13 protein-coding genes and 1 tRNA gene are annotated in these 12,074 nt (G+C 65.9%); 8 read left to right on the top strand and 6 right to left on the bottom strand.

Going from position 1 to position 12,074, the window contains the following annotated elements:
* The first annotated feature begins 41 nt into the window (after window positions 1–41).
* The 3 genes from MCHLDSM_RS23005 to MCHLDSM_RS22995 all read left to right on the top strand — a co-directional run bounded on the left by MCHLDSM_RS23005 (window position 42) and on the right by MCHLDSM_RS22995 (window position 1,217).
* A complete protein-coding gene (locus MCHLDSM_RS23005) occupies window positions 42–566 on the top strand; it encodes a tRNA adenosine deaminase-associated protein (protein WP_048472173.1) in 525 nt (174 codons plus the stop codon).
* The gene (locus tag MCHLDSM_RS23000; protein WP_048472172.1) at window positions 563–1,012 is read left to right on the top strand and encodes a nucleoside deaminase; all 450 of its coding nucleotides are present in this window, start codon (window positions 563–565) and stop codon (window positions 1,010–1,012) included. Before MCHLDSM_RS23005 ends, MCHLDSM_RS23000 begins: the two co-directional genes overlap by 4 nt.
* A gap of 114 nt (window positions 1,013–1,126) precedes the next feature.
* A tRNA-Ser gene (locus tag MCHLDSM_RS22995) sits at window positions 1,127–1,217 on the top strand.
* A gap of 41 nt (window positions 1,218–1,258) precedes the next feature.
* On the opposite strand, the gene MCHLDSM_RS22990 is transcribed toward MCHLDSM_RS22995, so the two are convergent.
* The 5 genes from MCHLDSM_RS22990 to MCHLDSM_RS22970 form a co-directional block, all read right to left on the bottom strand.
* Window positions 1,259–1,903 (bottom strand): vWA domain-containing protein, encoded by a 645-nt coding sequence (locus MCHLDSM_RS22990; RefSeq protein WP_048472882.1) that lies wholly within the window; start codon window positions 1,901–1,903, stop codon window positions 1,259–1,261.
* Between the two features lie 233 nt (window positions 1,904–2,136).
* On the bottom strand, window positions 2,137–2,310 hold the full coding sequence (locus tag MCHLDSM_RS22985) for a CsbD family protein (RefSeq protein WP_043413411.1): 174 nt from the start codon (window positions 2,308–2,310) through the stop codon (window positions 2,137–2,139).
* A gap of 207 nt (window positions 2,311–2,517) precedes the next feature.
* On the bottom strand, window positions 2,518–3,444 hold the full coding sequence (locus MCHLDSM_RS22980; RefSeq protein WP_048472171.1) for a carbohydrate kinase family protein: 927 nt from the start codon (window positions 3,442–3,444) through the stop codon (window positions 2,518–2,520).
* On the bottom strand, window positions 3,444–4,856 hold the full coding sequence (locus MCHLDSM_RS22975; protein ID WP_048472170.1) for a mannitol dehydrogenase family protein: 1,413 nt from the start codon (window positions 4,854–4,856) through the stop codon (window positions 3,444–3,446). Before MCHLDSM_RS22975 ends, MCHLDSM_RS22980 begins: the two co-directional genes overlap by 1 nt.
* Window positions 4,856–5,854 (bottom strand): NAD(P)-dependent alcohol dehydrogenase, encoded by a 999-nt coding sequence (locus MCHLDSM_RS22970; protein WP_048472169.1) that lies wholly within the window; start codon window positions 5,852–5,854, stop codon window positions 4,856–4,858. Before MCHLDSM_RS22970 ends, MCHLDSM_RS22975 begins: the two co-directional genes overlap by 1 nt.
* Before the next feature lie 124 nt (window positions 5,855–5,978).
* On the opposite strand from MCHLDSM_RS22970, the gene MCHLDSM_RS22965 reads away from it, so the two are divergent.
* From MCHLDSM_RS22965 to MCHLDSM_RS22945, 5 genes are read left to right on the top strand one after another with little or no spacing between them, the layout of a single operon-like run.
* Complete coding sequence (locus tag MCHLDSM_RS22965) at window positions 5,979–7,001, top strand: sugar-binding transcriptional regulator (RefSeq protein ID WP_048472168.1); 1,023 nt, start codon at window positions 5,979–5,981, stop codon at window positions 6,999–7,001.
* A gap of 49 nt (window positions 7,002–7,050) precedes the next feature.
* Complete coding sequence (locus MCHLDSM_RS22960) at window positions 7,051–8,385, top strand: ABC transporter substrate-binding protein (RefSeq protein ID WP_048472167.1); 1,335 nt, start codon at window positions 7,051–7,053, stop codon at window positions 8,383–8,385.
* Window positions 8,385–9,359, top strand: coding sequence for a carbohydrate ABC transporter permease (locus MCHLDSM_RS22955; RefSeq protein ID WP_048472166.1), 975 nt, complete (start codon window positions 8,385–8,387; stop codon window positions 9,357–9,359). The genes MCHLDSM_RS22960 and MCHLDSM_RS22955 overlap by 1 nt, the downstream gene beginning before the upstream one ends.
* Before the next feature lie 2 nt (window positions 9,360–9,361).
* Window positions 9,362–10,231 (top strand): carbohydrate ABC transporter permease, encoded by an 870-nt coding sequence (locus MCHLDSM_RS22950; protein ID WP_048472165.1) that lies wholly within the window; start codon window positions 9,362–9,364, stop codon window positions 10,229–10,231.
* 47 nt (window positions 10,232–10,278) lie between these two features.
* Entirely contained in the window at window positions 10,279–11,367 is a 1,089-nt protein-coding gene (locus tag MCHLDSM_RS22945; protein WP_048472164.1) for an ABC transporter ATP-binding protein, read from the top strand.
* 48 nt (window positions 11,368–11,415) lie between these two features.
* Here MCHLDSM_RS22945 and MCHLDSM_RS22940 read toward each other — a convergent pair whose 3' ends face one another.
* Window positions 11,416–12,069: an SGNH/GDSL hydrolase family protein gene (locus MCHLDSM_RS22940; RefSeq protein WP_048472163.1), complete on the bottom strand. Its 654-nt coding sequence runs from the start codon at window positions 12,067–12,069 to the stop codon at window positions 11,416–11,418.
* Window positions 12,070–12,074 lie beyond the last annotated feature (5 nt).

The following is a 12,074-nucleotide window of genomic DNA, read 5'->3' as shown; positions in this document are numbered from 1 at the left end:
GACATGGTCAAGGCCATGGCAGGGGACTACGGTTACCTCTCATGGCAGCGCAGCGTGCACAGGCTCAGGAGCGGTCGGCGGATGTCCCGGACGGCTTCGCGGTGGCGGTGGTGCGCGAGGACGGCACCTGGCGGTGCACCGCGTTGCGGCCCGAAGCGCTGACCAGCCTGTCGGCCGCCGAAACCGAGCTGCGCGAACTCCGCAGTGCCGGAGCGTTTTTCGGACTTCTGGACATCGACGACGAATTCTTCGTGATCGTCCGGCCCGCCCCGTCGGGCACCCGGCTGCTGCTCTCGGACGCGACGGCCGCACTGGACTACGACATCGCGGCCGAGGTACTCGAAAAGCTTGATGCCGAGTTCGACGAGGAGGAGCTGGAGAGCGCCGACCCGTTCGAGGAGGGCGATCTGGGCGTGCTGTCCGACATCGGGCTGCCCGAGGCGGTGCTCGGTGTGATCCTCGACGAGAGCGACGACCTGTACGCCGACGAGCAGGTGGGCCGCATCGCCCGCGAGATGGGCTTCGCCGACGAGTTGGCCGCGGTGCTCGATCGATTGGGCCGGTGACCGACGAGGACCTGATCCGCGCCGCCCTGGCGGCCGCCGCCACCGCGGGACCCCGCGACGTGCCGATCGGCGCGGTGGTCGTCGGCCCCGACGGGACCATGCTGGCGCGGGCGGCCAATGCCCGCGAGGAACTCGGCGACCCCACCGCGCACGCGGAGATGCTGGCGCTGCGCGCGGCCGCCTCGGCGCTGGGCGACGGATGGCGGCTGGAGGGCGCGACGCTGGCGGTGACGGTGGAGCCGTGCACGATGTGCGCCGGCGCCCTGGTGATGGCCCGGGTGGCCCGCGTCGTGTTCGGCGCGTGGGAGCCCAAGACCGGTGCGGTCGGCTCGCTGTGGGACGTGGTCCGCGACCGGCGGCTGACGCACCGGCCGCAGGTTCGCGGCGGAGTGCTGGCCGAGCTGTGCGCGGCGCCGCTGGAGGAGTTCTTCGCCCGCCAACGGTGACGGGCCCGGCAGCTGCTGGTGTGCGCCCAGATCGTGATCCGTCGCGCACGGGCGCTCTGAGCGCACACCAGAGCCGGTTTGGGTCAGGAGCCCTCGCTCGGTAAGCTGCCACACGGTGGCGTGTCCGAGCGGCCTAAGGAGCACGCCTCGAAAGCGTGTGACGGGTAACCCCCGTCCGAGGGTTCAAATCCCTCCGCCACCGCCATAACCGCCCTCCTGTTCGCGCAGGCAAGGGCGGTTTTGTCGTCACGACCGCTCCGGGCCGCCCAGCGCGGCCTCGCGGTCCGCAGCCGAGAACGCGGCCTCCTCGCCGCCGCGTGTGCGTCGCACCATCTCCCTGGCCGAGCTCATCACGGCGACCGTGGATTCGTAGTGGGAGTCGTCGTAGGTGATCGAGTTCTCCGCGCTGAACCCCATCCGGGCGCCCACCTCGACCGCGTCGATGTTCGCGCCGATGAACAGGAACGTCCACTGCCACTGATCCCGTTGGCCGGTGATCAGATCCTTCACCGCCTGCCAGGTCCACTCGTGGCTCGCGTTCTCCATGCCGTCGGTCATGATCACGCAGATGACGTGACCCGGCCGCTGCTCCTCGGGCAGTGCGGCGAGGCGGGCGCCGACCTCGGTGACGAAGCGGCCAACGGCGTCGAGCAGGGCCGTCATCCCGCGCGGTTCGACGACCAGATCGGGAACCTCGTCGATCGGGGTCGGGGCGTAGAGCACCTCGTAGTCGGTGTCGAACTGGGCGAGCGTCATCTGGCACTGCCCGGGCAGCAGGCGTTGCTCGTTGATCAGTTCCCGCCAGCCGTCCTCGGTGGCCCTCTTGGAGGTTTCCATGGAGCCGGAGCGGTCCAGCAGTGCAGCGATCAGGGTCTTGTCGGGGTCGGTCATCGAACGCCTCTCATGCGGAAGTGATGAATGTCCGGCGTTCGTGTGCGGACCGACGGCGCGCACGCCGTGTGTCGCCACCGGCATCGAGGGGTCGGAACCGACCTCGACGTGGGATGGCCGGGCGTCTCTCGCAGAGCCCCGAACCACCCCCATCATAGCCTCTGATCAGCAGTTTTGGCATGCAGAACAGCCCGCCACCCCAACCTGGGCGACGGGCTGACCGCAGAAGTCTTCTACTTCTTGAAGGCGTCCTTCACGTTCTCGACCGCGTCCTTGAGGCTGGACTTGGCCTGGTCGGCCTTGCCTTCGTTCTCGGTGCTCTTGTCACCGGTCACCTTGCCGAGACCCTCTTTGGCCTTGCCGCCGAGGTCTTCGATCTTGTTGCTGGCCTTGTCGTCGGCGCCCATGTGCGTGGTCCCTTCGCTCTCTCGCATCCGGCCCGGAGATCGGGCCGCATGCGAGGGGAGTACCTGAAGGGCCGACATCTGAAACACGTCTCAGGTACTCCACAGAAAGCAGTAGCGCACTACTGCAGCCATTCCGCCGCGCCGCGGCCAGGCTGAGAGCTGCGAACCTGGTGCGCAGCCGCAGAGGGGACGGCTGCGCACCAGGGTTCACGGTGACGTCCTGGCGGCGTCGCGGGTGGCACGGTCAGGCAGGAGCGCTCCAGCCTGCTCCACCGTCAGGGCCGAATTCAGAACCGCGGCTTCCAGCACGGCCTCGAGCTGGTCGAGGCCGATTCTGTGGAGGTCATCCCGGCGGTCGCCACCGAGTAGGCCCAGGGACCACAGTTGGTCGAGCATTCCGGTCATGAAGGAGTCACCCGCACCGACGGTGTCCACCACCCGTACCGGACGGGCTTTCACTCGCACCGACCCTGCTGCGGACACCGCGAACGCTCCGTCCCCACCCATGGTGACCGCCACCAGCGCGGGACCCTTTGTCGACCAGCGCTGCGCCACCTCTTCCGGCGTGCTGTCGGGGGCAAGCCATCGCAGGTCCTCATCGCTGGCTTTGACGACATCGCTGCGTTCCACGAGACGCTCGATCTGCGCCGTCGTCTGCTGCGCGTCAGTGACCAGTGCGGGGCGTACATTGGGGTCGAAAGTGATTGTCGCCGAACCACGGAAGTGCTCGACGAGATCGGCGACGGCCCGGCACCCGGGTTCGAGGACGGTCGCGATCGAGCCGGTGTGCAGCACCAGTGGCGCATCAACGTCGGGCGCGCCACCCAGCCGCCAGTCGATGTCGAACGTGTAGGTGGCCGCGCCGTCCGCGTCGAGCAGCGCCCGCGCCACCGGGGTCCGGTTCGCCGCGACGCTGCCCTCCAGCAGATCCACGCCGGAGGCTGCCACGTAGTCGGCGATCAGACGTCCGCGGCTGTCATCGCCGATGTAGGTCAGGAAGTCGACGTCGCGCTCCAGCCGCGACAGGCCCACTGCCACGTTCAGAGGGCTTCCGCCGACATGTTCGGAGGTCGCCTGACCCTCGCGTTCGACGATGTCGATCAGCGCCTCACCGATGACCAGCGCGCGGCTCATCAACGGTCCTGGCGAAGCTGTTCGAGAGTCGCTCGCGCACCGTCGGTATGCAGCGCGTTCAGCGCCCATCGGTAGGCCTCGACGAAGCGGGGTTGCTGCGCGAGATCGCCGAACACATCCGCGTTCTCGATGAACGCCAGCGGATTGTCCCGCTGCGATCGGGCGATCGGGATCAGGGAGTCCGCGAGTTGATCCACCACCTGGATCGCGTCGCCCTGCTCGTCGACCCCCTCGGCGTAGCGTGCCCAGCTCGCCACGATGGCCGCCGAGAGGCGCACCGGCCGGTCGCTGTCGAGGTTGGCGCGGATCACCGGCAGCAGCCACTTCGGGATGCGGTCGGAGGAATCGGCGCACAGCCGCGCGATGGTGTCCCGCACCCCCGGATTGGCGAAGCGTTCGATCAGCGTGCGTTTGTAGTCAGAAAGATCGATGCCCGGCACGGGTTTGAGGGTTGGGGTCGCCTCCGAGTCCATGTATGCCAGAAGGAACTCGGCGAAGAGCGGATCGCCGGCAGCCTCGTGGACGAGCCGGTAGCCGGCCAGGTATGCGAAGTAACACAGGCCCTGATGGCCGGCGTTGAGGAGGCGCAGTTTCATCAGCTCGTAGGGTGTGACGTCGGAGACCATCAACACGCCGACCTCTTCCAATGGCGGCCGGCCGTCGGCGAAGTCGTCTTCGAGCACCCACGCGGTGAAGGGCTCGGCGACCACCGGCCATTGGTCTTCCAGGTCGTAGTCCTGCGCCAGCGCGGACACGACCTCAGGCGTGGTGACCGGCGTGATGCGGTCGACCATCGAGTTCGGGAACTTCGTGTGCTCTGCCATCCACTCGGACAGACCCGGATGAAATCTGTCGGCGTACTCGGTGAACGCCCTGCGGGCGATGTCACCGTTACCTTCGATGTTGTCGCACGACACGATCGTCGGCGACGCGATGCCGCGCGTGCGGCGTCGCGCCAGTGATTCGGTGACCAGGCCGAAAACCGAGAGCTCAGTGGCGTTCTCGATCTGGTAACCCCCTTCGGTGATGGTCAGCGAAACCATCCTTGTGGTGGGAGCCGCCAGTAGTTCGATCACGGCCTCGGGGTCGTCGGGGGCGTAGCGGAAGTCCAGGATGGAGCCGACCACGCGCACGTCTCGGGAACCGTCGGGATTCTTCAGGATCAGCGTGTAGAGGCCGTCCTGTGCCTCCAGCGCCTGCTTCATCCGCTGGTCGGCGGGCATCACCCCGACTCCACAGATTCCCCATTCGCGCGCCAGACCGCGCTCCAACAGCTGGTCGACATACATCGCCTGGTGTGCCCGGTGAAATCCGCCGACGCCGAAATGCACGATGCCGACGCCGATCTCACTGCGGTCATAGGTCGGGCCCGCGACGGGGAGGTGGGCAAGCGTTGAGCGGTTGAGTTTCATCAGATCGCCACCACGGCCTTGACGCTACCGGGGATGCGGTCGGAGTCGAGAGCCTCCGCGGTCTTCTCGAGTGGGAATCTGCTGGTCACCATCGCGTCGAGATCGACCAGACCGCGCTCGACGAGCGCAATCGCCGTTGGCCATGTGTTGGAGTAACGGAACACTCCGGTCACCACGAGCTCTCGGTTCTGGATCAGCTGGGTGGGAAGTGTCATCGTCTCCGCGCCCGAGCCGACCAAGACGACTGATCCGGCCGGGCGCACCGTCGACATCCCTGCCATGACCGCCGCGGGAGCTCCCGACGCATCGATGAACGTGTCCACTCGCAGATCGGCGAGATCGTCGGTGGTGGGATCGACGGCCGCTGTCGCCCCGAAGTCGCGAGCACGCTGACGGCGCGATTCGTCGAGATCTGTCACGACGATGTCGGTGGCGCCGTAGGCGCGGGCGACCTGGGCCACGACGATGCCGATCGGTCCCGCGCCCGCGATCAGGACGCGTGAACCCCCGGTCACCCCGGCCTTGCGTACCGCGGCGATCCCCACCGACAGCGGTTCGCACAGTGCCGCGGCCTCGTCGCTGATCGTGTCGGGCACAGGGTGGGCGAAGGCGGCTCCGATCGTCACGTAGTCGCAGAGCGCTCCGTCCACCGGGGGTGTGGCGAAGAAACGCATGTGCGGGCAGAGGTTGTATCGGCCGCTGCGCGTTTCGGGGCTGTCCGGGTCGGGCTTCTGGGGCTCGATCGATACGCGTTGACCACGCCGCGAGAAGGGAACACCGTCGCCGACGGCAACGATGGTGCCTGCGGCTTCGTGGCCGAGAACGAGCGGCCCGTCGACGACGAAACTCCCCACCCTGCCGTGCCGGTAGTAGTGGGTGTCGGACCCGCATACGCCCACGGCTGAGACGCGGACCAGCACTTCTCCGCTCGCCGGGGCTGGAATCGGCCATTCGTGGATTTCGATCACACCGGGTTCGATGAGCACCGCGACTCGCATCTGCTCGCCAGAAGAGATTGTTGTGTGCGTCACATTCATCATGCTAACGTGATGAGCATAATAACGCACCCCTGAGCATTTGCTCAGGGGTTACGCCTCCGGAAAGCGATCCATGGCTCGAGCGATGACCAACGGCAGCGGTACCGGCCCGCACCTGCCGCAGGGTCGGTCGAAGGAGCGCTCGCCCGACGATGTGCGACTGGCATTGCGGGCGGCAACCCTCTATTACCTGGACGGACTGACCCAGGCAGAGGTCGCCGCCCGGCTGGGCGTCTCGCGACCCACCGCGGGTCGTCTCATCGCCAGGGCGAAAGCCGACGGACTGGTTCGTATCGAGGTCGTCGTGCCGCCGGCGGTCAGTGACGATCTCCACGCCGCGGAAGAGCGAGAGTTGGAAAGGACATTCGGCCTGACCGAGGTCGTCATCGCCGGCCGCGGCGTCGACATCGGACCGTTGTCGAGTCCGGCCAGTTTCGCCAGCGTCGGCCGGGCCGCCGCAGCGCTGCTGACGAGAAGGTTGACGCCCACCGACACCATGGGATTCACCTGGGGGCCCGAACAGGTCGCGGTCGCCACGGCGTTGACGCCCGGCGTGGCGACCTGCCGCGCGGTGGTTCAGTTGGACGGAGCCATCTCGACGATCACCTACCAGACCGGTGCCGACTACATCCTGGGTCACTGCGCTGACGCACTGCGTGCGGAGGCGATCCGCCTCCCCGCACCCCTGTACGCCGATCCGTCGACGGTCGCGTCCCTTCAGCAGGATTCGGTGATCTCTCGCACCCTGCTCACCGGCCGCCGAGCCGACTTGATGCTCTTCGGTGTCGGCGCCGTCTCGACATCGACCACCCTGTTCGAGGGCAGTTTCCTCGACACCAGAATGCTGGACGAATTGGTGGCACTGGGTGCGGTAGGAGAAATCGGCGGCCGATTCTTCGACTCCGAAGGTGCCCCGGTGGAAACCGAGCTGCTGCAGCGGGTGATCTCGGTGCCGTTGGAGGACATCCGTAGTTGCCCCAAGACGATTCTGATCGCCAGCGGCGCCGCCAAGCACGCGGCAGCTCTCGGCGCCCTGCGGGGTGGGCTGGCCCGGTTTTTGGTTTGTGATATCGACTGTGCCCGTTGGCTACTCAGCCATGACAAGTGAGGTGAAGGTGAAGATACTACGAAGAGCCGTACGCCGACTGGCCGTCTGTATGACGGCGTCCGGCCTGGTGTTGACCGCCGGATGTTCGGGTGCAGGAAGTCTCGGGGCGTCGGACAACGAGGTGACGATCGCTCTGGTGTCGAACTCGCAGATGACCGACGCGCAGAAACTGGCGCCGGAGTTCGAGAAGGAGAATCCCGGCGTCAGGCTGAAGTTCATCTCGCTGTCGGAGAACCAGGCCCGGGCCAAGATCACCATGTCGACCGCGATGGGGGGAAGTCAGTTCGACGTCGCGATGATCAGCAACTTCGAGACGCCGCAGTGGGCGAAAGACGGCTGGCTGCTTCCCCTCTCGGACTACGCGAAGAACACGCCGGGATACGACGAGGCCGATTTCATCCCGTCCCTGCGCGAATCGCTGTCGTACGAGGGCAAGATGTACTCGGTCCCCTTCTACGGTGAGTCGTCGTTCCTCATGTACCGCAAGGACATGTTCGAACAGGCCGGCATCACCGTCAATCAGGATCCCAGCTACCAGCCGACCTGGCCGGAGGTCGCGGAGTGGGCCAAGACCATCAAGGCCAAGCAGGTCTCGGATGCCGGTATCTGCCTGCGCGGCAAGCCGGGTTGGGGTGAGGTGCTCGCGCCACTGGACACCGTGATCAACACCTTCGGCGGTCGTTGGTTCGACGAGAAGTGGAACGCTCAACTCAACAGCCCCGAGGTCAAGAAAGCGGTCAATTTCTACGTCGACACCATCAAGCAGTCCGGCGAACTGGGCGCTTCATCAACCGGTTTCCAGGAGTGCGCCAACCTCTTCGGTCAAGGCCAGACGGCGATGTGGTACGACGCGACCTCCGCGGTGTCGGTGCTCGAGGATCCCAAGACCTATCCGGACCTGGTGGGCAAGATCGGCTACCTGCCGGCACCGATCGTCGAGAAGCCCAATTCGGGATGGCTCTACACCTGGGCACTGGGTATCCCGAAGGCCGCCAAGAATCCTGACGGCGCATGGAAGTTCATCTCGTGGATGACCAGCAAGGACTACATGAAGTTGGTCGGCGAGAAGCTGGGATGGGCCCGTGTCCCGCCCGGCAGCCGGACCTCCACCTACACGGAGCTGCCGGAGTACGAGGCCATCTCGAAGTCCTACGGTCCGTTGACGTTGCAGTCGATCACCAACGCGTCACCGGACAAGCCGACGGTGCAGCCGGTTCCGTACACGGGCGTGCAGTTCGTCGGCATCCCCGAGTTCCAGGATCTGGGCACGCGGGTGAGCCAGCAGATCAGTGCGGCGATCGCCGGCCAGATATCGGTCGACGAGGCGCTCAAGCAGTCACAGCAATACGCCGAGGTCGTCGGCAAGAGCTACCAGGAGAAGTGATGACTCTTACTGCTGATACGAAGTCGGACGCCACTGCGGGCGCAGTCGCCGAACGGGTCCGCAAGATCCGTGAGCGCCAGGACACCGGCGTGAGTCGCGCCGAGGGTTGGCGCAGGCGGGGACCGCTGCTGCCCGCGCTGATCTTCATGATCGCCGTGACGCAGGTGCCGTTCCTGTTCACGCTGTACTACTCGTTGCTGTCGTGGAACCTGGTTCGGCCGGGGTCACGCCAATTCATCGGGCTGGACAACTACGTCGCCGTCGTCAAGGACAGTCAGTTCTGGTCGGTGGCGGGAAACACCGTCATTCTGATCGTCGGGGTGGTGCTCATCTCAGCGCTGTTCGGCCTGTTGATCGCTCTGCTTCTGGACCGGGCGTTCCGGGGCCGTGGCGCCGTCCGCACACTGTTGATCACCCCGTTCCTGATCACCCCCGTCGCGGGCGCGCTGATCTGGAAGACGACCATCCTCGATCCCAACAACGGCATCCTCAACTGGGTGCTCTCCCTTGTGGGGCTCGGCCCGGTCGACTGGATCGGTCAGTTCCCGCTGACGATGGTGATGGTCGAATTGATCTGGCAGTGGACGCCGTTCATGATGCTGTTGATCCTGGCCGGTCTGACATCGATGCCGCGTGACCAACTCGAGGCGGGCCGGGTCGACGGAGCGACCGCATTCCAGCTCTTCCGCGAGTTGACGCTGCCCCACCTACGACGCTTCATCGAGTTGGGCGTAGTGCTCGGCGCGGTCTACCTGGTCAACACGTTCGATGCCATCTTCATGATGACCCAGGGTGGGCCCGGCGTGGCCAGTGCGAACCTTCCGTTCTACATCTACCAGCGCGCGTTCCTCGGCTTCGACATGGGCCAAGCCGCCGCGATGGGGGTGGTGGTCGTCATCTTCACGATGATCATCGCCAGCTTCGCGCTCCGGTTGATCTTCAAATCGTTCTCCGGCAAGGAAGAGGCTGCTTGATCATGACCACTACTGCTGAAAGAGCCACGGCAACAGGCCAGGCCGTTTCGGAGCGAAAGAAGAAGGCGAAGAAGTTCAGCCCGTGGGGTGTCGTCGCCTGGCTCGTCGGGATCGGATTCTTCTTCCCGGTGTTCTGGATGGTCCTCACCTCGTTCAAGCCCGAGAGTGCTGCTGCGACCAATCCACCGACGTTGTTCTTCACCCCGACGCTGGATCAGTACGGTGCGGTGTTCTCCCAGGGCATCGGACCCGCCATGCTGAACTCGGTGTTCGCCACCGGCATGTCGACGATTCTGGTGCTGCTGTTGGGCGTGCCGGCCGCGTTCGCGCTGTCCCTGCGACCGGTCCGCAAGACGTCGGATGCGCTGTTCTTCTTCATGAGCACCAAGATGCTGCCCGTCGTCGCGGCGATCCTGCCGCTGTACGTCATCGTGTCCAATCTCGGCCTGCTGGACAACATCTGGGCGCTGGTCATTCTCTACACGTCGATGAACCTGCCGATCGCGATCTGGATGATGCGTTCGTTCTTCCTCGAAGTGCCGGGCGAGCTCCTCGAGGCCGCCAGTCTGGACGGCGCCAGCCTGTGGCGGTCGGTGCGCGAAGTGATCCTGCCGTTGGTCTCACCCGGCATCGCTGCCACTGCGCTGATCTGCGTGATCTTCGCGTGGAACGAGTTCTTCCTCGCGGTGAATCTCACCGCCGTCAACGCCCAGACGATGCCGGTGTACCTCGTCGGCTTCATCGCCGGCGAGGGCCAGTACTGGGCCGTGCTGTCGGCAGCCGCGACGATGGCCGCCCTTCCCGTGATCCTGTGCGGATGGTTCGCACAGAACAAGCTGGTGCGCGGACTCTCGTTCGGCGCGATCAAGTAGACCCCTTCCCCTGACCCTGAAACTCCCGAGAACAGAGAGCTAGAGACATGGCATCGATCACCTACAAGAACGCGACCTGCATCTACGAGGGCTCCGACAAGCTCGCCGTCGACAACTTGAATCTCGACATCAAAGACGGTGAATTCGTCGTCCTGGTGGGGCCGTCCGGCTCCGGCAAGAGCACCGCGCTGCGGATGCTCGCCGGCCTGGAGGACATCGACGAGGGCGCCATCGAGATCGGCGGCAAGGACATGACAGGCGTGCCGTCGAAGGACCGCGACATCGCGATGGTGTTTCAGAACTACGCGCTGTATCCCAACAAGACGGTCGCCGAGAACATGGGCTTCGCACTCAAACTGCGAGGCGTGCCTGCCGACGAACGGCGCCGGAAGGTCGAGGAAGCCGCCAAGGTGCTCGACCTCACCGAGTTCCTCGACCGCAAGCCCGCCAAGCTCTCCGGCGGTCAGCGGCAGCGTGTCGCCATGGGCCGCGCGATCGTTCGTGAACCGCAGGTGTTCTGCATGGACGAGCCCCTGTCGAACCTCGACGCCAAGCTGCGCGTGCAGACCCGCACTCAGATCGCCGCGCTGCAGCGGCGGTTGGGGACCACGACGGTCTACGTCACCCACGACCAGGTCGAGGCGATGACGATGGGCGACCGGGTCGCGGTGCTCAAGGGCGGCAAACTTCAGCAGTTCGCCGCGCCGAACGAGCTCTACGATCGTCCGGCGAATGCCTTCGTCGCGGGCTTCATCGGATCGCCGGCCATGAATCTGTTCACCGCGTCGGTGGTGGACAACGGTGTCCGGGTCGGCGACTCGGTGTTCGAACTCGAGCGCGATCAGGTGTCGATCCTCTCGGGCACAGGGCTCACGGAGGTCACCGTCGGAATACGGCCCGAGCAACTCGAAGTCACCGAGTCCGGTGGTGTCGAGGTCGTCGTCGACCTGGTCGAGGATCTCGGCAGTGAGGCCTTCGTCTACACGCACGCGGGTTCGGGCTCGAGCGGTGTCGAACTGGTGGCACGCTGCAATCCGCGTACGGCGCCCAGGCTGGCCGATACGGTCCGCCTTCGTCGGCATCCGGAGGGCGCGGTGCACCTCTTCGATCCGAAGTCGGGCGAACGTCTCAACTGACGTGCGTGCGCTTCGGAGGGCTGGAGCGAAGCGACCCGAGATCCGCGCCTAGAGGAGTCCGCGGACCTGCTCGCTGAGCGCGACCCCGAGATCGTGGTTGTTCTGCTCGGTGAAGTGCACGCCGTCGACGCCGTCGGTGGAGATCACCGAGCCGGCGTCGAAGAACGGCACCTTCACGAAACTGGCCATCGCGCTGTACACCTGCGCCAGCTGCGCCGTCTTCTCCTGGCTGCCGCCGAAGATCAGCTGGAACCACGGATGCGGGGTCGGCGCCAGCGCAGGCGGCGCCATCACCAGCACCTGCGGTGCCGGGTAGGCGGTGCCGACCCCGCCCGCACTGGTCAGTACCTGCGTCACCAGAACCGACATCCCGAGCGCGATGTCCAGGGGGGTGCGGTGGAAGTTCGCCTTGGTGTCGTTGGTGCCCAGCATGAGGATCACCAGATCCAGCGGCAGATGGCTGGCCAGACACGATGGCAGGTACGCCGCCCCGTTCAGCCGGGGGTCGGTCGGGTCGTCGATGTTCGTGGTGCGGGCCGACAGACCTTCCTCGATGACGACGTGTCGGTCGCCCAGCTGGTCGGCGAGCACTCCGGTCCACCGTCGGTCGCGCGGGAACCGCTCGGTGGGCATCCCGTCGGCGACGGGCACCCAACCCCAGGTCAGCGAGTCACCGAAGCAGAGAATCCTCTTGTCCGGCATGGCGA

The organism is Mycolicibacterium chlorophenolicum (assembly GCF_001044235.1).
Classification (GTDB): Bacteria; Actinomycetota; Actinomycetes; order Mycobacteriales; family Mycobacteriaceae; genus Mycobacterium; species Mycobacterium chlorophenolicum.
The sequence above is the reverse complement of the archived record's forward strand: the minus strand, read 5'-3'. Positions and strand labels throughout refer to the sequence as shown.